Consider the following 21,812-nt stretch of genomic DNA (forward strand, 5'->3'; position numbering starts at 1 on the left):
CCTATCTTTCTGCTTTATTTACCGCTTACATGATATACTATGCTCAACCTAGTTGTCCGGAAAGGGTGGGTTCCACATGTCGTCGGCAAGACTTTGGCAATTGCTTCGATTCATTCTCGTCGTAATCGGTTTCTTTTTAATCACTTGGCTCTTGAATATACTTTTCGAATATACATATCCGTTCGTATTTGCCTTGCTCTTGTCCTTGATGACCGTCCCGCTCGTCAACTTTTTCGAGCGAAAATCAAATATGCCTCGTGCACTCGGCACTCTCATTTCCTTGGTCATCGTGCTTAGCATCGTCGTCGGAATCATTACCATCGTCATCATCCAATTGATTCATTATGCAACGGTGGCAGCGGAACGACTCCCTGAACAAATTGAGACACTCACCGAGTTTATCCAACGACTGTTCAATGAGAAAATCGCACCGCTCGTCAATGATGCATACGAGAGCTATCAGCAGTTAAATCCCGGACAGACGACCTCGCTCGAGGGAGGAATCACCGAGCTCGGTGTCCAACTCGCCTCAGCGATTGGTGTCTTGTCCCGCGGAGTGGCCAGTGTGCTACAAAACATGTTAGCAGCGCTCCCTCTCGTCTTGTTGCTCGTGGTCGTCATTGTCCTCGCCTGGTTCTTCATCACAAAGGATTGGCCATCATACGTCAACTCACTGAATCGTCTGAACAAACGAAAAGGATTCAAAGAATTCGAGGAAGTGATGATCAACCTCAAGTCTGCCCTATTTGGATACGTCCGTGCCCAGTTCACGCTCATCTCCATCACATTCGGGATCGTCTTGATCGGAATGCTCATCCTCCGTGTTGACAACCCGCTCTCTTTCGCTTTACTCGCGGGGTTCTTTGACCTTTTGCCTTATTTAGGGGTCGGTACGCTACTTATTCCTTGGGCCGCCTATGCCGCGGTGACAGGTGATTGGTTCGTGGCCATCGGATTGGTCGTGTTGTATATCATCGTCATCGTCCAACGCAACTTGGCTGAACCGAAAATTGTCGGTTCCCATATCGGATTGAATCCACTGGTCGCACTCATCTCCATCTTCGTTGGATTAAAGCTATTCGGTGTACTCGGCTTTATCGTCGGACCCGTACTCGCCGTCCTGTTGAAAGCCGTATACAATGCCAAAGTGTTTCATTACATATGGCGATTTATCGTCGGTCCGCCTACAACGACAGCAAAAGAGCGATGAAATGTTGATTTCATCGCTCTTTTTTCATTTGAGGTACAGCCACTACGGGTTGATCAGATGTCGCCGGCTGGAGCGAGAGACCACTTGTCCCCGCTTCATAGGCAGCTACCGCCAAGATGCACGCATCGATAATATCGTCGATTTGGACGTTCGACATTTTCCATTTCCATGGTGAACTTTTCGAGTATTGCCGAAGTAACTCGATTCGCTCATCCTGCCCTTCGACCGTCTTTTTCGAATGACTTGCCTCATGCCCCATCATGACTGAAAAACAAACTTCCGGATGTGATTCGTAAACGTCAGATGCCTTCACCTGCTGAAACTCACGGATACGGGGAACAAGATTCCACGCTTGTTTACTAATCCCTTTGCCAACCAACGCCCGACTCCTTTCATTCGCTTCCTCATAAGTCGCTTCTTGCAACACCTCTTGAATCGGCGGAGTGAAGACGGATGACTTTCGTTGTCTGAGTCGGCAACGCATCCATGCATCGCATTCGCGGCTCGGATGGTCGACCGTTCCTAAATCTTTCGGCATATCCACAAAATGCATGGCACCATCAATCAGCAACTCCTCCAACGTCTCCGAAATCGTTAAACAAAGTGAGATGCTGTCATATGTGATCCGTACCCAACCGCCACGTGCACCATCAATTCCTACTCCTACCATGTCGTACCTCCTGTAACATCATCAACACGCCAAATACGGCGAGAAACACTGTACTCCCTAACCAAATACGGTTCGGCCACACCGTGTAGCATAAGCCACACAGAATCGCCAACCCGATTACTCCAGCTGCTCTTACCGCTCCCACGATTCAATCATCCGTGCGAGGGTTCGAACCATGACACCAGTCGGCCCCTTCGGACCGAGGTCATTCGCTGCCGCTCGTTCGCTCGTTCCCGCAATATCGAGATGCAGCCATGGTGTATCGCCGACAAACTCACCGACAAATGCGCCACCAAAAATCATATGGCCGAAACGACCTGGTGAGTTATTCAAATCGGCAACTTCCGATTTTCTCACCTTGTCGATGAAGACATCAAAGTATGGCATCTGCCACACGAGCTCGTTCGTCTCACGACTCGCCGCTTCAAGCGAACGATAGAGCGAATCATCATTTGTCAGACAGCCTGTCACGTCTGTACCGAGGGCGACAAGAACGCCACCTGTGAGCGTAGCTACATCGATGATAGCTTTTGGTTCATACGTTTTCGCAAATGTGACCGCATCCGCTAGGACGAGGCGTCCTTCAGCGTCTGTGTTCAAGACTTCAATCGTCTTCCCGTTCATGGCTGTGATCACATCATCCGGTTTGAACGCATCCCCAGAAATCATATTGTCGGTCGCACCGATGATGCCAATCACGTTCCGTTTTGGTCGTGTCAATCCGAGGGTTTCAAACAATCCGAGGACGGTAGCAGCGCCACCCATGTCCCCTTTCATTCCGACGATTCCATCTTTTGGCTTGATTGAATAGCCACCTGTGTCAAATGTGACACCCTTTCCGACAACGGCAATCGGAGCTTCTTCCTCTGCCCCGCGATACTCGAGCACAATCAACTTTGGCGGAATCGTCGAACCTTGGTTCACTGCGAGCAATGCCCCCATCCCGAGTCCTTCCATCTCTTCTTTTTCAAGAATGCGGTATTTGAAATCATGACGTTTCGCCAACTCAACCGCGTAATCCGCTAACGTCTCCGCCGTCAAAATATTAGCCGGCATCATCGTCAACGTTCGAGCGACATTGACTCCTTTCCCATAAGCCACACCCGCATCGATATCCGTCTGGTCCACGTCACCGAGCAACGTGATCGTCGGTTCTTCGACCGTTTCATTTGGAGCAGACTTATATGTAGGATGGGCATAGGTCGCCATTTCATACGCTTCTGTAAACATACGCGCCGCTCCGTCCGTAAACGTATCAAGCGCTACCGCGACGTCCTTCAGTCCACGTGCTTTGATCAGCTTCGCAACTTTCCCGAACCAATTCCGAACATTCTCGGTCGTCATGTCATTTCGTTGACCGAGTCCGACAAATAAGACACGTGTCGTCTCCCCGGCGAATGTCGGAAGGATTGTCACTTCCCCCGTCTTCGTAGAGAGGTCTCCTGATTGAATGAGCGCTTTGACGCGTCCAGCAAACAATGTGTCGAGCCCCTCATCGATAGAATCAGCCGCTCCAATTCCGACGACGATTGTCTCGTAAGAATCGGTCCAATTTAATTGAGCAATTTGATACATATTGCCACTTCCCTTCTATATATATGGTAAGCATAACGAACTTCTCCAAAATAATGAAATAGTATGCGTAAGAGTCAAGAAATCTTCGAATTCATGGGCTATCTCCTCGTTGTGACGTTGTTTTATTTTATGATAGGATAAGAAAGTACGCAATCGGGCTTCTCTTCATCGTGAAGTGAGGCCAATTTGACTGGTCGAGGCTTCCCCTAGTCGTAGACCGTTGCTACTTTAACTTTCTCCGTTCTCGTTAATTCTTTTTTCTTTTCGGGTATGAAGTAACGAGGCAGGAAAGTACACTATTTCTTTGAAAAGAGGGACTACGCTTATGTCACACATTAAAGGTATTGGTGCATCTGCAGGAATTGCAGTTGCAAAAGCATTCGTCATGGAGACACCTTCATTCGATATCCCATCACACAAGATTGAAGATGTCGCTGCAGAAAAGGCTCGCTTCCACGATGCGATCGCACAATCTAAAACGGAGCTTGAAGCCATTCGCGAACATACACTTCGTGAGCTCGGTCCAGACAAAGCCGAGATTTTCTCAGCTCACCTTTTAATCGTTGAGGACCCAGAAATCGTATCGCAAGTGAACGACAAAATTGAAAGCGAAAACATGAACGCAGCGAAGGCACTTGACGAAGTCGCCCAAACGATGATCATGATTTTCGAATCAATGGATAACGAATACATGCGCGAACGTGCAGCTGATGTTCGTGACGTCACAAAACGTGTCATGGCTCACATTCTCGGAGTGACATTCGTGACTCCAGCTTCGATTTCAGAAGAAGTCATCATCATTGCCGAAGATTTGACACCATCAGACACGGCACAACTTAACCGTAAATACGTCAAAGGATTCGCGACGAACATCGGCGGACGTACGTCTCACTCTGCCATCATGTCACGCTCACTTGAAATTCCGGCAGTAGTTGGAACAAAAGTGGCCCTTGAAGAAATCAAAAACGGTGACCTCGTCATCATCGACGGAACAGAAGGTGACGTCTTCGTCAACCCTTCAGAAGATCTCGTCAAAGAATACGAAGGCAAACGTGCTGATTTTGAAGCGTACAAAGAAGAGTTGAAGCAACTCGTCAACGAAGAGTCAATCACAGCGGACGGTCACAAAGTGAAACTTGCTGCGAACATCGGGACACCGAACGACCTCGAAGGCGTTTTGAAAAACGGTTCAGATGCAATCGGGCTCTATCGTACGGAGTTCCTATATATGGACTCTGAAACGTTCCCGACTGAAGAAGAGCAATACACAGCTTACAAAACGGTTCTTGAAGGCATGGAAGGCAAGCAAGTCGTCATCCGTACACTCGACATCGGTGGCGACAAAGAGTTGTCATACCTTGACCTCCCGAAAGAAATGAACCCGTTCCTCGGCTATCGTGCCATCCGCCTTTGCCTTGAGGAAACAGATTTGTTCCGCACACAACTTCGTGCCCTTCTCCGTGCCTCAGCTCACGGTAACCTTGCAATCATGTTCCCAATGATTGCGACACTCGAAGAGTTCCGCGCGGCGAAAGCCCTTCTTCTCGAAGAAGAAGCGAAGTTGAAAGAAGAAGGAATCGAAGTCGGAAAATATGAGACAGGGATGATGGTTGAGATCCCATCAACCGCTGTCATGGCGAAGCAATTCGCAAAAGAAGTCGACTTCTTCTCAGTCGGAACGAACGACTTGATTCAATACACGATGGCGGCTGACCGGATGAACGAAAAAGTTTCTTACTTGTACCAACCGTTCAACCCTGCCATCTTGAACCTCCTCCACAACGTCATCACTGAAGCACACAAAGCTGGCAAATGGGTCGGCATGTGTGGAGAGATGGCTGGAGAAGAACTCGCGATTCCAATCCTTCTCGGTCTTGGTCTCGACGAATTCTCGATGTCCGCTTCAAGCGTCCTTCGTGCGCGTAGCCTCGTGAAACGCTTGACGAAGTCGGAAACAGAAGCAATCGTCAACGAAGTCCTCAACATGGACACAGCTGAAGAAGTCGTGAACTTCCTTAGCGAAAAGTTCGACATTAAGAAATAATGGCAAAAGTCCTTCTCTCGCTCGAGAGAAGGACTTTCTTATATACTGCATTAGAAATCAAAATCGTCTGGGTCCGGACCGACACGTTGATATCGGTCGAGTGAGTCGATTCGTTCCATTTGATCTTTGGTCAATTCAAAGTCATGAACATCGAAGTTTTCTGCGATTCGATGTGGTTTGATGGATTTCGGAATAATCACCCATCCCGTTTGGAGATGCCACCGTAACAACACCTGGGCGACGGAACGATCGACTTCCTTTGCGACCTCTACTAAAGTCTGCTCTTCGAACAGCCCTCCCTGCATAAGCGGTGCCCAAGCGACCGGTACGATGCCGTGCTCGCTCATATACGATGCTAACTCGGTTTGACGAAGCAACGGATGCCGTTCAACTTGGTTCACGGCTGGAACGAGGTCACTGTTTGCAGCCAATGTCTCGAGGTGATGGATTTGGAAGTTACTCACCCCGACTGCCCCGACACGTCCCTCTCGATACAACGTTTCGAGGGCACGCCAACTCTCGACCATCTTGTCTTCCACCGGCCAATGAATCAAATACAAATCTAACTGTTCCAATCCAAGACGAACGAGTGACGCCTCGTAGGCGGAGATGGCAGCATCGTAACCTTGATCGGTGTTCCATAGTTTCGATGTGATAAATAAATCATCCAGGGAAATATTTGCGATTTCCATTCCTTTTCGGATTCCGTCACCGACCCCCTCTTCATTCTCATAAACGGCTGCCGTATCGATATGACGGTATCCTTGACGAATCGCCTCGACGACTGCATCCATGACTGTATCCCCATCTTCAACTTTGAAGACGCCAAGTCCAATAGTAGGAATGGCTTTCTGACCGTGACTCAATTGTATGGATTGTTTCATTTGTACCCCTTCTTTCGTGAGAATTCTCCTTCACTATAAGGGGGATTCTCCTTTTCCGGAATAAGGCACATTGAAGTAACTACACAAATCGAGCCGCGCCATGATAGGAGCGGCTCGTAATCGTTTATTCTGGTCCTCTGTCATCGGCTCTAAAGTCGAGCGCTTCCCCTGCGACGACCGTTTCACCGAACGGTACGACGACGACTTTTCCGTCCCCGTTCGTCCAAATGATTGGTGTAATTAGTGACGGCACTTTATCACGAATCGCGCTGAGGTCGACTTCGAGAAGGACGTCTCCCGCTTCGACCCGGGCGCCTTCTTCGACTTTTGCCGTGAATCCTTCCCCTTTCAGGTTGACCGTATCGAGACCGACGTGGATCAATAGTTCACGTCCATCGTCAGCCAAAATGCCGATCGCATGTTTCGTCGGGAAGAATGTCGTGATTTGACCGGTCACCGGCGAAACGACCTGTCCGGAACTTGGTTCAATCGCAAACCCTTCTCCCATCATGCGACCCGAGAAAACTTGATCCGGCACATCATCAAGTGATAACAGGACACCAGACATCGGAGCCAAGAAGCGATGATCGGCTTGTTCAGCCGCTTCCGGTGTAATGACTGCCTTCTCTACTTTTTCTTTTGGTTTGTATTCGCCACCTTCGATGATGGTCGCGATTTGTGATTTGAGCGTGTCCGATTTTGGTCCGAAGATGGCTTGGATATTGTCTCCCACTTCAAGGACACCTGCGGCACCGAGCGTTTTTAGAAGGTCTTTGTCAACTTGTTTCACGTCATTGACGGTGACACGAAGTCGCGTAATACATGCATCTAAATGTTTAATGTTTTCAGGACCACCGAGTCCGACGAGCACTTCATATGGCAAGTCGTCCCCAATCCCCGCTTTGTCCCCTTTCGTGCCAGTCTGCACGTCCCGTCCAGGAATTTTCAGGTCAAACTTCGTAATGGCGAATCGGAATCCAAAGTAGTAGATGACCGCAAAGACGAGACCAACCGGGATGACGAGCCACCAGGCCGTCCGGTTCGGCAGGACCCCGAAGAGCAGATAGTCAATGAGACCACCAGAGAAGGTCATCCCAATCTTGACGTTCAGTAAATGCATCGTCATGAAGGAGAGACCGGCAAAGACGGCGTGAATTCCGAAGAGAAGTGGTGCAACGAAAACGAATGAGAATTCGACTGGTTCTGTGATCCCTGTTAAGAATGACGTAAGGGCAGCCGAGAAATAGAGACCCTCGACGTCTTTCCGCCGTTCTTTCGGAACCGTGTGGAACATGGCGAGACAGGCTGCTGGTAAGCCGAACATCATGAACGGGAATTTCCCGGTCATGTACGTACCGGCTGTGAACTCCACGCCGTCACGCAGTTGTGCGAAGAAGATCCGCTGGTCACCTTGTACGAGATCACCGGCTTGGTTCGTATACTCCCCGAATTGGAACCAGAATGGAGAATACCAAATATGGTGAAGACCGAACGGAATCAAGGAACGTTCTACTAATCCAAAGATGAATGCTGATAAGGCAACGTTTGCCTCGATGACCGTACTTGAGAACGTGTTGATCGCATTCCCAATCGGTGGCCATATATATGCGAGCGCAATCCCGATAATCAAACTGAATGCGGCCGTCGCAATCGGGACGAACCGCTTCCCTGCAAAGAACCCTAAGAAATCTGGCAACTTGATGTTGAAATACTTGTTGTACGCATAGGCTGCAACAAGACCTGCGATAATCCCCCCGAATACCCCCATTTGGAGTGTCGGAATACCGAGAACGGTGGCATACTGCGGATCACCTTGAGCGATTTCCGCGGTAATCCCATTCCATGTGCTAATGACTTTGTTCATGATCAAATAACCGACAATGGCTGCTAGACCAGCAACCCCGTCCCCGTTCGCCAGGCCAATCGCGACCCCGACGGCAAACAGTAACCCTAAGTTTGCAAAGACGATGTCCCCGGCATCTGTCATGACTTGCCAAATCAGGACAAGTGAGTCATTCGCCAGAAACGGGAGCAATTCAACGAGGTCCGGGTTTTGGAATGCGGTACCAAACGCCAAGAGAAGACCGGCTGCCGGTAAGATTGCAACCGGAAGCATGAGTGCTTTCCCGACCCGTTGTAAAACGCCAAACACTTTCTTCCACATCATGGTTCCCTCCTTTGTCAGAATACTTACTTTTTCCCTCTAACGTTTGGATGAAACCGTTTCACATAAAAAGAAAAGACCAACCCCGAAGGATTGGTCTAGGTCATCAATTAGTTAGCTTTCTTTTCGTTACCTGAAGCGATGACCGCTTGGATTTCTGATTTCAATGCGTCCGAACGTGGTCCGAAGATTGCTTGAATGTTGTTACCAACTTCAAGGACACCAGATGCACCAAGGCGTTTCAACTCATCTTTGTTGACTTGGTTCTTATCTTTTACTTCGACACGAAGACGTGTGATACATGCATCGAGGTGCTTGATGTTTTGTGAGCCACCAAGACCGACGAGGATATCTTGTGCAAGTTCCGAACCAGTAGCTGTTGACTGTTCAACAACTTCATCTTCACGACCTGGTGTTTTAAGGTTGAATTTGCGGATAACGAAACGGAATCCGAAGTAGTAAACAACCGCGAACACGAGACCGACTGGAATAACGAGCCACCAAGCCGTACGACCTGGAAGAACACCGAAGAGCAAGAAGTCGATCAAACCACCCGAGAACGTCATCCCGATTTTCACGTTCAAGATGTGCATTGTCATGAATGAAAGACCTGCGAATACTGCGTGTACTGCGAAGAGAAGTGGTGCTACGAACAAGAATGAGAACTCGATTGGTTCTGTGATACCAGTCAAGAACGATGTAAGGGCAGCAGAAGCCAAGAGACCACCGACAACCGCTTTACGCTCAGGACGTGCTTCGTGATACATCGCGAGTGCTGCTGCAGGAAGACCGAACATCATGAACGGGAATTTACCAGTCATGAACGTACCTGCTGTCAATTCAGCGCCATCACGAATTTGTGCGAAGAAGATCGCTTGGTCACCACGTACAACGTTACCCGCTGCATCTGTGTATGAACCGAATTCAAACCAGAACGGTGAGTAGAAGATGTGGTGAAGACCGAATGGAATCAATGAACGTTCGATTAAACCGAAGATGAACGCTGCGAATGTACGGTTTTCATTCAACATGAAGTTTGAGAATGAGTTCAATCCGTGCTGAACTGGTGGCCATACTAATAGTAGGACGAAACCAGCAACGACGGCTGCAACTGCCGTTACGATTGGAACGAAACGTTTACCAGCGAAGAAACCAAGGAACTGTGGCAATTCGATATTGAAGTACTTGTTATAGGCCCATGCGGCGATGAGACCCATGATAATCCCTCCGAATACCCCTGTTTGGAGTGTTGGGATACCGAGTACGTTCGCGTAAGCTGGATCACCTTGTGCCAATACTTCAGGTGTGAGTTCGAGCCAAACACCCATGACTTTGTTCATGATCAAGAATCCAACGATTGCTGCAAGTCCGGCTACCCCGTCACCTGCTAAACCGATGGCGACACCGACTGCGAACAAGAGCGCCAAGTTCGAGAAGATGATTCCACCTGCTTGCTCCATCAATTGAGCGAATTTCACGACGCCTTCGTTCGTTAACCAACCAGCGCGTGATGTAAGTTGTGGGTTTTGCATTGCGTTACCGAATGCAAGAAGAAGACCGGCTGCCGGCAAGATCGCAACAGGAAGCATAAGTGCTTTACCGACTTTTTGAAGAACACCAAAGATCTGCTTAAACATCAACATTTCCTCCTTTTTTTAAGTACGTATAAACAATATGATAGCGGCGTAGATGTCAGACAACCGACGTATCTAAACGTTTTCATAAATCACGTTTATAAAAACAGAAAAGGCATGAATAAGGATAGAACGTAGACCTCTCCCAATGGAGACATCACATAACGTTCCACTCCTTACTCATGCCTGATCGAATCAGTAACACGTAAGACACGTGGTATCATTTATCTACTTGTTAGGCGCTGGAGATGCATCGTCAAATATGTCGCTTCACCTCGTGGGACGGGACGCTTTAATTCGCGTTCCATGATGCCCATCAGCTCCCAAGCAGTACTATAGCATAGCGGATATTCGTCGCGCAACACCTTTTCAATTTTTTGTGGTGCCTCGACCGTCTCACCTGTCGCGACCCGCTCAACGGCGTACCTTAAGTGCCGAAGTAAGCGCTTATAATCGAGTGATGTCCGGTCCATTTTCACGTTCAAACGACTCTCAATCGTCTGAACAATTTGCCCGATGATTTGATTATGACGGTTGACCTCGAGGACGTTTTTGAACGTCGTCGCCGAGTGAATATGAAGGGCGATAAACCCTGTTTCCGCATCCGGGAGCAAAACGTTCAATCGTTCATGGAACATATCGACAATCCGTTCCGCGAGCGCAAACTCGTTTGGGTAGAGTGATTCCGTCTCGAGTAAAAACGGATTCGTCACTTCCATCCCTTGTTCGATTCGCTTCATCGTGAAGAACAAGTGATCAGTCAAACCGATATGGATGTGCTCATCGACTTTCTTGCCCGTACTCGTCTCAATAAAGCCAACAATCTCTTGCATGAATGCAATGAAGTCCTCGTCGACATGTTTGACGAGTTCCTGATATTGTGATTGCTCTTCTTTATCTGTCAGTTGATACACTTTCTCCGGGACGCTGGCCGGGTCGACGAGGTCGCCTGGTTTTTTGCCAAAGCCAATCCCCTTCCCGAGTAGAATGACTTCCGGATCCGTATCATGTTGACAAATGACAACGCTATTATTCAACACTTTTTTGATCGTATACATCGGTAATGTCATTCGCATCGCATCCCTTACTAAAAATCGTTTCGCTATCTAGTATATCGGTTCATGCCCTAAAAAAGTAGGGACAAAACAAAAAAGGCGAACATTTCTGTCGCCAATTAAAACATTGAATAACCGCTCTTTCGTAAGAAACGAATCGTCACACCAGCTAGAATTGCACCGAGCAATCCAAAGCCGAGCATGAATAAATCGAGAAGTTGCAACCCGACGAGTCCTTCATAGACACTCGTAAGCGCGGTCGATGTCTCGGTCACGTAACTCGAAAGTTTGACATTATCAATCATCATGATGACAAAAATCGGATAAATGAACACAAGTGTCCATGTCTTTTTAAGTAACATATTCAAGATGAAGCCGATACTGAAAAAAATCGTCATATATAAAACGGCTCCAATGACTGCTTGGATAATATGCATGTATTGCCCCCCTTGTCCGCTCTTCATTATACAAAATTTCGACCAACGAGGTCAAAGAACTTCCTATGACAATTTCGAAAGAAAAACAGCCCGTTCTGAGATAGAACGAGCCGTGCAATCATGAAATTAGAACTTCCCTTTTTTAAGGACGAGTCCGTACTTTTTCAATTCGATGAAGTGTTTGTTGTCGATGACTTTTTTCATGAACGAAGCGTTGCGACCGAAGATCTTCTTGCCCATCACGATTCCGATTCCATCGTTATGTCCGAGTGAAGCGACCGTTCCCTTGCTCTCGTAAGTGAACTTCGATGTCGATTTTCCATTGATGAGCGCCGCAATGTTTTTCGCAACGTTATGTGCTTGTTGTGTCGCGATTTGTGCCGTCGGTGGGTATGGACGGTTCGATGCAGGATCCATGACCGCTGAGCAGTCACCGATGATGAAGACGTTGTCGTGACCTGGTGCACGGTTGTCCGCTTCCACCATGACACGGTTACGGACCGCTTCAAATCCTGATTTTTCGATGATCGGGCTACCACTTACGCCACCTGTCCAGATGATCGTGTTGGCACGAATCGTTTCTGTCGTGTCACCTTGAAGTGGACCGAATGTCACCACACCTGGCTCGACACCTTTGATTCCGTTACCAAGTTTCATCTCGACACCGTTACGTTCCAACCATTTCTGTGCGTACGTTGTGAGTTCTGGGTCGAAACCAGGAAGAACTGTTGGTGCTGCTTCAATGTTAACGATGCGAACCGCTTCGCGTGGCACGTCATATTGTTTGCAAAGCTCTGGAATCCGGTTGACGATTTCACCGAGGAATTCGATTCCTGTGAATCCAGCACCACCGACAACAATCGTCACGAACGAATTGTCAGAAGAACCATTTGTTTTATATTGAGCGAATGAATATTCGATGTGCTCTTTGATTTTACGAACACTGTTCAACGAGCTGATTGTCATCGCATTTTCTTTCAAGCCTGGGATACCGAACGTTTCAGGTACACCACCGAGACCGATGACGACATAGTCGTATTCGACAACTGAACCATCTTCGAGTGTAACTTGTTTCGCAGCAGTATCGACGCGATCGACGATCCCTTTGACAAGTTTCACACGTGACGGGTTCACAATATCGTTAATGTAGATGCGTGCTTGGTCTGGGTTCATCGTTCCAGCAGCTGGTTCGTGAAGCCATGTCGTTTGGTAGTGATAATCATGCTTGTTGATAAGCGTAATGTTCGCATCACCTGCAGCGAGTGTCTTTTGAAGGTTGACGGCTGTGATGAGTCCACCGAAGCCCGCACCAAGAATAACAATGTTAGGTCGTTTCATGTTCATTTCCACCTTGTTTAAAATTTTGTTTTTTTGAACAACTATGTTGTGTGTTTCTTCACATAGACGTTCACAATAAAGCCTATTCTTGTTCAACATCTGTTCACAATTGCTTCTGTTTCATTGTACGCTCTTTAATTTGAATTCTCAATGGAAAAGCTTATCTTCTTGAATTTTTTTTGAAAGTGTTGCATGTTTGTACTGAATGGATTTAATTCAATAAACTCTCTATAATAGATGTATACGCTTTGAGGAGGAATTCGATGAAGACGACGAAAGATGTAATCATCATCGGTGGCGGACCAGTCGGACTGTTCACCGCATTTTATGCAGGCATGCGCCAACTCGATACGACGTTGATTGAAAGCTTACCGCAACTCGGTGGTCAGTTATCAACGCTCTATCCTGAAAAATATATTTATGATATTGCCGGTTTCCCGAAAGTGAAAGCACAGGACTTGATTGATCAACTAAAAGCTCAGGCCGATCAATTCGAACAAGACTACCGCCTCGGCGAAACGGTGGAAACGGTCGAACGCCTCGAGGACGGCACTTTCGTATTGACGACGAACAAAGAAGAGTATCATACGAAAGCCATCATCATCACAGCCGGAAACGGTGCCTTCTCAGCCCGCCCACTCGGTCTTGATGGCTGCGAAGATTATGCCAACCTTCATTACTTTGTTGACAACATGGAGAAATTCCGTGATCGCCGTGTCATGATTGCAGGCGGTGGCGATTCAGCCGTCGACTGGGCACTCATGCTTGAAGGAATCGCAAAAGAAGTACACATCGTTCACCGTCGTGACCGCTTCCGTGCTCATGAACATACGGTAGAACAGATGAAGGCATCGACGATTAACGTCCTTACGCCTTACAACATCGAGTCACTGTCTGGTGAGACACACATCGAATCTGTCGAATTGACAGATAAGGATGGCGAATCAAAAATCGTTGAAATCGATGATTTGATTTGTAACTACGGATTCGTTTCATCGCTCGGTCCAATCAAGAACTGGGGAATGGAATTCGAGAAAAACACAATCCGTGTCGATTCACGTATGGAAACGACCGTTGCCGGCATCTTCGCTTGCGGTGATATCGCGACATACGAAGGGAAAGTAAAATTGATTGCGACCGGTTTCGGTGAAGCCCCAATCGCCATCAACCAAGTGAAACAGCTCGTGGATCCGACTGCTCGTCATCCGCAACACTCGACATCTGTATTTGCTGGGAAATAACCAAAAACGCTTCTGTGGTCCACATCCACAGAAGCGTTTTTTATCTTTTCATCGTTTGAACGATGACCCGGTCAATCCAGTCATCGAGTTGCGTAAACACAAATCCCGCCTTCTTCGCCTCAGCAATCGACATATAATAGTCGACATCCGAATCATACGGTGACGAGTCTCCATCTTTTATAATATGGACGGGTTTTCCGACGTGTTGACCGATTCGCTCCATCAAGGCCCCCATCGAGATGAGTCCATCACTCGCCGCATTGAACGGTCCTGTCACATTGGCACGACCGACCCATTCTAAGAAGGCGGCCGCTTCCGCACTCGAGATGAAGCCCATCTTTGCTTCCGGGTGATGCAAGACAACCGGTTCCTCGTTCCGGATTGCATCTACATAAAACTTCAATCGGTCTGTATAGTCATCCGGACCTAACACGATCGGTAATCGTACGGTCGCCACCGGGAAAGAGGCGCGATGGAAGAAGAATGATTCCGCCTCGCGTTTCCCTTGTCCGTAGTCATGTTCGGATTCAAGATGATATTCGTAATGGAGCGGATTGAAGTCGCTCTCTTTTAAATCAGGACCAGGGGCGTAGACCGACATCGTCGACGTGAGCACATATTTCCCGACTTTGTCCATGAACGCATCCGAGGCGATTTTTGCCTGATACGGAGTAAAACAAATGTTGTCATAGACGAGGTCGTACCGTTCGCGGGCCAAGTCTTTCATCGTCGCGACCGATTGCCGGTCTCCTTTGACAGACCGAATCCCTTCAGCTTCCGGCACCTGTAGTTGCCCTCTCGTCACAATCGTCACATCATCCCCTGCTTCAGCAAGTCGCAATGCGAGCCGTTTTCCGAAATAGCGTGACCCTCCGAATATCAATACTTTTCTCATGACCCTGAATCCTCCCATTTGTAATGACGTCCCTACTCATTTTCCCTTCAAAGAAACAGACTAATCTACCACTTTTACACGTATTCTTGCTATTCTAATAAGTAAAGACTTGTTAGGGGGCTCGAATATGCACCAAATCATGTTAGAAAAAGGATGGACGTATGAACTACCACCACAGTATGCAATCTATCAGAGCTTATCTGATTTCAGTCGTTACTCTGTCCTCGACCAAGAGGAAGAGAGTGTCTGCTCATTCCGCATCACGAATGACACGTGTACAATCACAGGCTTTCGGCCTTGGCAACATCACATCGAACTCGACGTAACTGGAAAAGTCATTCGGTTGATTTTGACAGAAGAAGAATAAGAACCGATCGCACTCGCGATCGGTTCTTATTCTTTAGCATTCTCCTGGCGTACCTGCATTCGTCGCTGTCCGGAAACTCGAACCGCAACCGCATGTTGCAATCGCATTTGGGTTTTTAATTGTGAAACCGCCACCGAGCATCGACTGCTTGTAATCAATCTCGAGGCCATCAACAACCCCGTGATCCACTTCCGCAACGATGACGCGGACACCATGATGGTCGAATTGAATGTCTTTGTCCGTCTTCTCCTCGTCGAAGCCCATCCCGTATGAAAGTCCTGTACATCCGCCACCTTGTACCTTCACTCGCAAGTATTGCGCATCCGGGCGTTCCGTCTGTTTCATCATCTCTAGCACTTGAAGTGCGGCTGACTCTGTTAAATGAATCATCTGAACTCCTCCTCATATATCTTCAATTCAAGTCAATTGACTTGTCATCTTGTGGATTATCTTGTATAACTAAACTGTAACAAAAAAAATTAAATCGTTCCATCTTCGGGGCAGGGTGAAATTCCCGACCGGCGGTATTGAAGAATATATTCTTCTCAGCCCGTGAGCGAGCAAGGCGTTGCTTGCTGATTTCGTGAGATTCGAAAGCCGACAGTATAGTCTGGATGGGAGAAGATGGCGGCATCCGACCGATATCCGGATGTTTTCTTTGACGTGGACTTTTCCACCTCGGAAAACATCTATTTCGTATGCGCGTAAACTCTCCCGATTGTCTTCATTGCAATCGGGTTTTTATATGCGACGGATGCCATTCATCGAGGAGCGACCTAAAGGAGAGATTCTGATGAAAACTACGCGCAACAAACGACTGACAACAATGGTGACTTTGGCGATGCTCGGGACGATCTCGTTCGTACTCATGCTATTCAACTTTCCGCTCCCATTTTTACCGCCATTCCTTAAAGTGGACTTTAGTGACATTCCTGCACTCATTGCCGGAATCGTCTTTTCCCCACTCGCAGGAGTCGTGGTCGTCGGTTTGAAAAACGTCTTGTACTACGTCTTTAACGGTGGCGGCGTTCCAGTCGGGGAAGTCGCAAACTTCTTCGCAGGAGTGGCCTTTATGTACCCAGTTGCCTGGTTCTACCATAAGCGCAAGTCAAACAAAGCACTCGCTTCTGGATTACTTGCCGGTACAATCACAATGGCTCTTAGCCTCGCCATCTTAAACTATCTCGTCATCTTGCCAGCCTACGCCTTCTTCTTCGGAATGGCAGACATGGCCGACCCGGCGGTGAAAACGGATCTTGTCCTTTACGGGATCTTACCGTTCAACTTGATTAAAGCGATCTTGATCAGCGCGCTCTTCGTCCCACTCTTCTTGAAATTGAAGCCGTGGATCGAACGTCAACGCGTACAACTTCAAGCATAATCAATATACGAGCATCTAGGCGTTGCCTAGGTGCTTTTTTTAACCATATTGTAAGAAGGGGCATTCATTATGACAGACGAACAGGATTTGGTTCATTTTCTAAAACAAGACGCCGAGCTCATAAAGCTTCTCCACGCCGTCGCCATCCTCGATTTACCGGATTGTTGGATTTGTGCGGGATATATTCGTTCAAAAGTCTGGGACCACCTTCACGGATACGAAACATCGACTAAAACAGATGATGTAGATGTGATTTATTTCGACCCAAACCAACCAGAGGAAGCAGTCGAAAAACAACTCGAAGAGCGATTATTCCGCCTCATCCCCGATGTACCTTGGTCTGTCAAAAATCAAGCGAGAATGCATCACGTCAACAACCTTCCACCCTATGCTTCATCGGTCGATGCGTTGGCACATTTTCCTGAGACCGTCACCGCGATCGGGGTACGTCTTCAATCGGATGGTTCCCTCATCCTCGCTGCCCCACACGGCATTCACGACTTGATCAACATGCACGTTATACCGACACCACCCTTTGATTCGAACTCTTCAAAGCATCCCATCTATCTGGAGCGGTTGCAGCAAAAGAACTGGTCCGCCAAGTGGCCAAACATCACCATACATACATCCTTCTCATAATAAAAAAACGCGACCACCGAAGTGATCGCGTTTTCTTATACCGATTAAAGAAGAAGTCCAGCCAATGTAGCTGACATCAAGTTTGCAAGCGTACCTGCAAGAATCGCGAGAACACCCATGCGTGCGATGTCACCACGACGGTTTGGCGCCATACCACCAAGACCACCAAGAAGGATCGCGAGTGACGAGATGTTTGCGAAACCACAAAGTGCGAATGCGATCATCGCTTCTGTACGAGCTGACAAATCACCAGAACCGATGATTGGAGCAAACTCAGAGAAAGCAACGAATTCGTTCAAGACTAGTTTTTGACCGAGGAAGCTACCGAATTGTACAGCATCCGCCCATGGTACACCAATCACGAATGCAAGTGGCGCGAAGACGTAACCGAGAATCAATTCGAGTGACAAGCTATCAAATCCGAAGAGTCCACCAACTGAACCGAGGATCAAGTTGACGAGCGCAATCAATGAAACGAATGCAAGAAGCATCGCACCGACGTTCAAGGCAAGGAAGAGACCGTCAGAAGCACCACGTGCCGCTGCATCGACGAAGTTCGCCGCTCTGTCTTCTTCATCTTCTACAATCTCGATGTCGTCATCGTACTCTTCTGTTTCTGGTACGATAATTTTCGCGAATAAGAGACCTGCTGGCGCTGCCATGAAGCTCGCTGCGAGCAAGTATTCGAGTGGTACACCGAGTGCTGCATAACCTGCAAGTACAGATCCGGCAACCGATGCGAGTCCACCGACCATGACTGCGAAGAGCTCAGACTGTGTCATTGTAGGAAGGTACGGCTTGATGACAAGCGGTGCTTCCGTTTGACCGACGAAAATGTTCGCTGTTGCTGAAAGTGACTCTTTACGTGACGTACCAAGTGCTTTCGCAAGGGCAGTACCGAGGATACGGATGACCCACTGCATGACGCCGAGGTAGTAAAGCAATGCGATTAATGATGACATGAAGATGATAATCGGAAGGACTTGGAATGCGAAAACGAAGTTGTCGCCACCGACTGCTGTTCCGAATACGAAGGCAATCCCGTCACCCGCTGTGTTCAAGACAGCTTGAACCCCATTTGAGATCCATTCAAGCGCCTTACGTCCCCATGCCGTATATAAGACGAGGAATGCAAATGCGAATTGAACAGCGAACGCTGCCAAGACCGTGCGCCATTTGATGGCTTTACGGTTGGTAGAGAAGATGTAAGCGATTGCAATTAGTGCCAAAATACCAACCACACTCATGATTTTCATTGATGTTGTGCTCCTTTCATATTAAACAAAACCAATTATATGTGTCATACCCGAAAAGAGATGTGTCCTACCGTTTGAAACGCTTTCTTTTTATCGTTGTTAAACGTCAGACAACCTACATTCGAACCTCTTAGAATATAACATCCCTCTTTTTAAAATGCAACGGGTGAAATAAAAAAGTTTGAGGTCATTTCCTCAAACTTTTTACCATGCCATCTCTTCGATTTTTTCATACACCTTCGTCACGAGCTCTTCTGGTGTTTCACCCGTCACCACTTCCCCATCTACGAGGCAAAAGAGATCAAGGGAACAGACACCACAATAGCCTGTACAGCCATATTCGACCACATCAAGATCAGGGTCGGACTCTAATTTAGCCCGGGCAATTTGTGAGCCCATCGCCAAATTCGAAGCACAAAATTCGATGATCGGATTCATCATATATGTCACCGTCTTTCTTTACGTGAATTATCGGAAAATGGTTCTTCTACGGCAGATTATAACATGATACAGTTGAAGAGTAACAAAGGGGGATTATTATGCGCAAATTAGTCGTCTTAGGAGGCGGTTACGGGGGAATGCGTGTGATTGAGAGAGTACTTGGACATCAGTTACAAGACATCTCGGTCACGCTCGTCGATCGCTTGCCTTATCATGGATTGAAAACTGAGTATTACGCACTGGCCGCAGGAACGGTCTCGGACCGCGATATTCGCATCGACTTTCCGGATGAAATCGATTACATATACGGACAGGTCACGGACATCGACACCGAAGACAAAATGGTTCTGCTCGCGAGTGGAGAAAAAGTGCCCTACGACGACCTCGTCATCGGATTAGGATGCGAAGACAAATACCACAACGTTCAAGGGGCAGCTGAATTCACGTACAGTATTCAAACACTGGAAGAGTCACGTAAGACACAACAAGCGATCAACGGTCTGCGACCAGGTTCGGTCGTTTCTGTCGTCGGTGCCGGTCTATCTGGTGTCGAACTCGCCAGCGAACTTCGTGAGAGCCGGCCTGATTTGACGGTCCGTTTATTCGACCGCGGACCATCCGTTCTATCTTTCTTATCTAATCGTGTCTCGATGTACGTACAATCTTGGTTTGAGGAGCACGGCGTCGAAGTCATCAATAATGCGAACATCACACGTGTCGATGCTGACGGATTATGGAACCATGAAGACTTATTCCCATCTGATCTGACCGTATGGACGGCCGGGATTCAACCGGTCGCCGTTGTACGGAATCAAGGTTGGGAACTCGATGGAGGCGGACGTGTCAAATTGACGGAACATCACTTTGTTCCTGGACTGCCGGACGTGTTTGTCGTTGGTGACAATGCGAGCTTACCGTACGCACCGTCCGGACAACTTGCCGAAGCCCAAGCCGAACAGATCGTTCAAGTCTTGCTTTGCAAATGGAAAGGTATCAATTATCCAGAATTACCCGACATCAAACTGAAAGGGACGCTCGGTTCCCTCGGGAAGAAGGCTGGCTTTGGGGTGTTTATGGGGAAACAATCACTCACCGGGAAAGTAGCCCGACTATTAAAGTCCGGTATCCTTTGGAAACATAAGGTCATTAAATAAGCATAAAAGAGTGGCAGTCGCCGGACTGCCACTCTTTTTATAACCGTTGCGCTGTATCCATCAACCGTGTCGAAGACGTCGCAATCTGGGTCGTGGCACGCTTGAGTTCGGCTATTGATTCCACAATCTCATCGATATCACCGGCGAGACTCCCCATCTGCCCGTCAGCATGCTCCGAATCACCCGAAATTTGGAGGAAGGCATCCGTCACATCATTGATCCGTCCCATCGTCTGCTTCATCTCTTGCTCGGTCGATAAGACGCGGCTCGAAGTCTCTTCCATCTGGTTCGTGAGACGCTTCACCAAATCCTCCACCTCTTCCGCCGCTTGTTTCGATTGACTCGCGAGCGTCCGTACTTCGGAAGCGACGACTTGGAATCCTTTCCCTTGCTCGCCTGCCCGTGCTGCTTCAATCGCGGCATTCAAGCTAAGTAGGTTTGTCTGGTTGGCAATTTGTTTGACCGAATCCGCAATCGTCATGATCTCGTTCATCAATCTTTCGAGCGCCTTGATTTCCTGAGCTGAATCGGAGAGGTCACGCGCGATTTCATCAAGGCGTCCCGCCTCCGACAAAATCGTGTCTTTCCCACTCACTGAAGAGTGAAGTACCGTCCGTAGCTTTGTCTGCGTGAGTGAACTTGAATGCTTCATATCATCTGCCCGCTCATTCATCGACTGAAAACTAGCCATGACTTCTTGTGAGAGGGCGGCCAAATCTTCACTCGCCTGCTGAATCGTTTGACTGATTTCATCTTTCACGTGTTGCATCTGGTCACGAACGACGTCTGCTTCATCGTCAAACATCTCGAGCACGATTTGTTGCTCGAAGTTAAAGATTTTCGAGACGGCCATCATCAACCTCATTTTCGAGTCCGCATCGAGCTGCTCATGTTGAATCGATAAGACGAGCGTCTCGAATATTTTTTGGAAGGCCGCCATATACCATTTCCCTTTCAGACCGATCAGGTAATGACGTTTGGCGATGGCGAGACGTCGATTGATATATGCTTCATTCAACTTCCCTTCAAACATCTCCATTATATGGTTAGAAAGAGTGAGTTTTAGTTTGTCCGATGACGAATGTTGCCGAATCAACTCTCTCATCTCGTCGATCTTTTCGAGCTCTTCATAAAACACATCAACCAACCGAGGTGTCAATTGACGTAATTCCTGTTGATACGCACGTAAATAAGCTAAATCCTCACGTTCGAGACGAATCAACTGACGTTGTCGTTCCAACTCATCGGGAAGTGCGATCAATAAGTGCTCCATTTGGGACGAGGTGTCTAAATGGATCGGCATATTTCGTTTTCGGGCAAACATCAAATAGTCCTCCTTTAATAAACAGGTTTATTAATTTTCAAAATATTATAAAATTTATACAAGTTATGTTCAGTTTATCCCGAGAGACAAAAGTTGTAAAATC

The 21,812-nt window shown here is 47.8% G+C and carries 19 protein-coding genes, 1 pseudogene and 1 riboswitch; of the genes and pseudogenes, 7 read left to right on the top strand and 13 right to left on the bottom strand.

Annotation, left to right across the window (positions count from 1 at the left end; translation table 11 throughout):
- The first annotated feature begins 76 nt into the window (after nt 1-76).
- Nucleotides 77-1,210, top strand: coding sequence for a sporulation integral membrane protein YtvI (gene ytvI / locus F3H97_RS07280; RefSeq protein WP_196430949.1), 1,134 nt, complete (start codon nt 77-79; stop codon nt 1,208-1,210).
- Between the two features lie 10 nt (nt 1,211-1,220).
- Here the strand turns inward: ytvI and F3H97_RS07285 are convergent, their stop codons facing one another.
- Together F3H97_RS07285 and F3H97_RS07290 are read right to left on the bottom strand one after the other, a co-directional pair.
- Nucleotides 1,221-1,880: a DUF429 domain-containing protein gene (locus tag F3H97_RS07285; RefSeq protein ID WP_196430950.1), complete on the bottom strand. Its 660-nt coding sequence runs from the start codon at nt 1,878-1,880 to the stop codon at nt 1,221-1,223.
- A 132-nt stretch (nt 1,881-2,012) separates the two neighbouring features.
- The gene (locus tag F3H97_RS07290) at nt 2,013-3,455 is read right to left on the bottom strand and encodes a leucyl aminopeptidase (protein ID WP_196430951.1); all 1,443 of its coding nucleotides are present in this window, start codon (nt 3,453-3,455) and stop codon (nt 2,013-2,015) included.
- Between the two features lie 325 nt (nt 3,456-3,780).
- On the opposite strand from F3H97_RS07290, the gene ptsP reads away from it, so the two are divergent.
- Nucleotides 3,781-5,499, top strand: a complete 1,719-nt coding sequence (ptsP, locus tag F3H97_RS07295; protein WP_074036404.1) for a phosphoenolpyruvate--protein phosphotransferase — start codon at nt 3,781-3,783, stop codon at nt 5,497-5,499.
- A gap of 50 nt (nt 5,500-5,549) precedes the next feature.
- Here the strand turns inward: ptsP and F3H97_RS07300 are convergent, their stop codons facing one another.
- The 6 genes and pseudogenes from F3H97_RS07300 to F3H97_RS07325 all read right to left on the bottom strand — a co-directional run bounded on the left by F3H97_RS07300 (nt 5,550) and on the right by F3H97_RS07325 (nt 13,011).
- Nucleotides 5,550-6,383, bottom strand: coding sequence for an aldo/keto reductase (locus tag F3H97_RS07300; protein WP_196430952.1), 834 nt, complete (start codon nt 6,381-6,383; stop codon nt 5,550-5,552).
- Nucleotides 6,384-6,507: 124 nt separating this feature from the next.
- Entirely contained in the window at nt 6,508-8,547 is a 2,040-nt protein-coding gene (gene ptsG, locus F3H97_RS07305) for a glucose-specific PTS transporter subunit IIBC (protein ID WP_196430953.1), read from the bottom strand.
- A gap of 137 nt (nt 8,548-8,684) precedes the next feature.
- Nucleotides 8,685-10,184, bottom strand: a pseudogene (ptsG, locus tag F3H97_RS07310) (glucose-specific PTS transporter subunit IIBC); the annotation flags it as partial.
- A 221-nt stretch (nt 10,185-10,405) separates the two neighbouring features.
- Entirely contained in the window at nt 10,406-11,251 is an 846-nt protein-coding gene (gene glcT / locus F3H97_RS07315; RefSeq protein ID WP_012726818.1) for a glucose PTS transporter transcription antiterminator GlcT, read from the bottom strand.
- A 104-nt stretch (nt 11,252-11,355) separates the two neighbouring features.
- Complete coding sequence (locus tag F3H97_RS07320) at nt 11,356-11,673, bottom strand: YuiB family protein (RefSeq protein ID WP_047795135.1); 318 nt, start codon at nt 11,671-11,673, stop codon at nt 11,356-11,358.
- Nucleotides 11,674-11,799: 126 nt separating this feature from the next.
- Nucleotides 11,800-13,011: an NAD(P)/FAD-dependent oxidoreductase gene (locus F3H97_RS07325; RefSeq protein ID WP_074033515.1), complete on the bottom strand. Its 1,212-nt coding sequence runs from the start codon at nt 13,009-13,011 to the stop codon at nt 11,800-11,802.
- Nucleotides 13,012-13,274: 263 nt separating this feature from the next.
- Between F3H97_RS07325 and F3H97_RS07330 the strand changes: the two genes are divergently transcribed.
- On the top strand, nt 13,275-14,252 hold the full coding sequence (locus F3H97_RS07330; protein WP_012726821.1) for an NAD(P)/FAD-dependent oxidoreductase: 978 nt from the start codon (nt 13,275-13,277) through the stop codon (nt 14,250-14,252).
- Nucleotides 14,253-14,292: 40 nt separating this feature from the next.
- Here F3H97_RS07330 and F3H97_RS07335 read toward each other — a convergent pair whose 3' ends face one another.
- Nucleotides 14,293-15,147, bottom strand: coding sequence for an NAD-dependent epimerase/dehydratase family protein (locus tag F3H97_RS07335; RefSeq protein WP_012726822.1), 855 nt, complete (start codon nt 15,145-15,147; stop codon nt 14,293-14,295).
- A gap of 127 nt (nt 15,148-15,274) precedes the next feature.
- Here F3H97_RS07335 and F3H97_RS07340 point away from each other — a divergent pair, with 127 nt between their 5' ends.
- Entirely contained in the window at nt 15,275-15,514 is a 240-nt protein-coding gene (locus tag F3H97_RS07340; protein ID WP_196430954.1) for a hypothetical protein, read from the top strand.
- A gap of 33 nt (nt 15,515-15,547) precedes the next feature.
- On the opposite strand, the gene F3H97_RS07345 is transcribed toward F3H97_RS07340, so the two are convergent.
- Nucleotides 15,548-15,904, bottom strand: coding sequence for a HesB/IscA family protein (locus F3H97_RS07345; protein WP_074036395.1), 357 nt, complete (start codon nt 15,902-15,904; stop codon nt 15,548-15,550).
- Nucleotides 15,905-16,001: 97 nt separating this feature from the next.
- A riboswitch (FMN riboswitch) is annotated at nt 16,002-16,144 on the top strand.
- A gap of 163 nt (nt 16,145-16,307) precedes the next feature.
- Here F3H97_RS07345 and F3H97_RS07350 point away from each other — a divergent pair.
- Nucleotides 16,308-16,895: an ECF transporter S component gene (locus tag F3H97_RS07350; RefSeq protein WP_012726825.1), complete on the top strand. Its 588-nt coding sequence runs from the start codon at nt 16,308-16,310 to the stop codon at nt 16,893-16,895.
- A gap of 69 nt (nt 16,896-16,964) precedes the next feature.
- Nucleotides 16,965-17,534 carry a nucleotidyltransferase family protein gene (locus tag F3H97_RS07355; protein WP_196430955.1) on the top strand — a complete coding sequence of 190 codons (570 nt, stop codon included), beginning with the start codon at nt 16,965-16,967 and terminating at the stop codon, nt 17,532-17,534.
- Nucleotides 17,535-17,578: 44 nt separating this feature from the next.
- On the opposite strand, the gene F3H97_RS07360 is transcribed toward F3H97_RS07355, so the two are convergent.
- Nucleotides 17,579-18,790, bottom strand: coding sequence for a NupC/NupG family nucleoside CNT transporter (locus F3H97_RS07360; protein WP_074036391.1), 1,212 nt, complete (start codon nt 18,788-18,790; stop codon nt 17,579-17,581).
- Between the two features lie 204 nt (nt 18,791-18,994).
- A complete protein-coding gene (locus F3H97_RS07365) occupies nt 18,995-19,231 on the bottom strand; it encodes a YuzB family protein (RefSeq protein WP_012726828.1) in 237 nt (78 codons plus the stop codon).
- A gap of 98 nt (nt 19,232-19,329) precedes the next feature.
- On the opposite strand from F3H97_RS07365, the gene F3H97_RS07370 reads away from it, so the two are divergent.
- Nucleotides 19,330-20,385: an NAD(P)/FAD-dependent oxidoreductase gene (locus F3H97_RS07370; RefSeq protein ID WP_074036387.1), complete on the top strand. Its 1,056-nt coding sequence runs from the start codon at nt 19,330-19,332 to the stop codon at nt 20,383-20,385.
- Between the two features lie 37 nt (nt 20,386-20,422).
- Here the strand turns inward: F3H97_RS07370 and F3H97_RS07375 are convergent, their stop codons facing one another.
- Nucleotides 20,423-21,709 (bottom strand): globin-coupled sensor protein, encoded by a 1,287-nt coding sequence (locus F3H97_RS07375; RefSeq protein WP_196430956.1) that lies wholly within the window; start codon nt 21,707-21,709, stop codon nt 20,423-20,425.
- Nucleotides 21,710-21,812: the final 103 nt, after the last annotated feature.

It is taken from the genome of Exiguobacterium sp. SRB7LM (genome assembly GCF_015712685.1).
Taxonomy (GTDB): Bacteria; Bacillota; Bacilli; order Exiguobacteriales; family Exiguobacteriaceae; genus Exiguobacterium; species Exiguobacterium profundum.

What these genes read in the sequence shown, in the direction of transcription:
- F3H97_RS07345 (WP_074036395.1), bottom strand. Translation starts at nt 15,904, where the DNA reads ATGATTCATTTAACAGAGTCAGCCGCACTTCAAGTGCTAGAGATGATG.
- ytvI (WP_196430949.1), top strand. Translation starts at nt 77, where the DNA reads ATGTCGTCGGCAAGACTTTGGCAATTGCTTCGATTCATTCTCGTCGTA.
- glcT (WP_012726818.1), bottom strand. Translation starts at nt 11,251, where the DNA reads ATGACATTACCGATGTATACGATCAAAAAAGTGTTGAATAATAGCGTT.
- F3H97_RS07335 (WP_012726822.1), bottom strand. Translation starts at nt 15,147, where the DNA reads ATGAGAAAAGTATTGATATTCGGAGGGTCACGCTATTTCGGAAAACGG.
- F3H97_RS07370 (WP_074036387.1), top strand. Translation starts at nt 19,330, where the DNA reads ATGCGCAAATTAGTCGTCTTAGGAGGCGGTTACGGGGGAATGCGTGTG.
- F3H97_RS07330 (WP_012726821.1), top strand. Translation starts at nt 13,275, where the DNA reads ATGAAGACGACGAAAGATGTAATCATCATCGGTGGCGGACCAGTCGGA.
- F3H97_RS07320 (WP_047795135.1), bottom strand. Translation starts at nt 11,673, where the DNA reads ATGCATATTATCCAAGCAGTCATTGGAGCCGTTTTATATATGACGATT.
- F3H97_RS07360 (WP_074036391.1), bottom strand. Translation starts at nt 18,790, where the DNA reads ATGAAAATCATGAGTGTGGTTGGTATTTTGGCACTAATTGCAATCGCT.
- ptsG (WP_196430953.1), bottom strand. Translation starts at nt 8,547, where the DNA reads ATGTGGAAGAAAGTGTTTGGCGTTTTACAACGGGTCGGGAAAGCACTC.
- ptsP (WP_074036404.1), top strand. Translation starts at nt 3,781, where the DNA reads ATGTCACACATTAAAGGTATTGGTGCATCTGCAGGAATTGCAGTTGCA.
- F3H97_RS07325 (WP_074033515.1), bottom strand. Translation starts at nt 13,011, where the DNA reads ATGAAACGACCTAACATTGTTATTCTTGGTGCGGGCTTCGGTGGACTC.
- F3H97_RS07300 (WP_196430952.1), bottom strand. Translation starts at nt 6,383, where the DNA reads ATGAAACAATCCATACAATTGAGTCACGGTCAGAAAGCCATTCCTACT.
- F3H97_RS07365 (WP_012726828.1), bottom strand. Translation starts at nt 19,231, where the DNA reads ATGATGAATCCGATCATCGAATTTTGTGCTTCGAATTTGGCGATGGGC.
- F3H97_RS07340 (WP_196430954.1), top strand. Translation starts at nt 15,275, where the DNA reads ATGCACCAAATCATGTTAGAAAAAGGATGGACGTATGAACTACCACCA.
- F3H97_RS07350 (WP_012726825.1), top strand. Translation starts at nt 16,308, where the DNA reads ATGAAAACTACGCGCAACAAACGACTGACAACAATGGTGACTTTGGCG.
- F3H97_RS07375 (WP_196430956.1), bottom strand. Translation starts at nt 21,709, where the DNA reads ATGTTTGCCCGAAAACGAAATATGCCGATCCATTTAGACACCTCGTCC.
- F3H97_RS07355 (WP_196430955.1), top strand. Translation starts at nt 16,965, where the DNA reads ATGACAGACGAACAGGATTTGGTTCATTTTCTAAAACAAGACGCCGAG.
- F3H97_RS07290 (WP_196430951.1), bottom strand. Translation starts at nt 3,455, where the DNA reads ATGTATCAAATTGCTCAATTAAATTGGACCGATTCTTACGAGACAATC.
- F3H97_RS07285 (WP_196430950.1), bottom strand. Translation starts at nt 1,880, where the DNA reads ATGGTAGGAGTAGGAATTGATGGTGCACGTGGCGGTTGGGTACGGATC.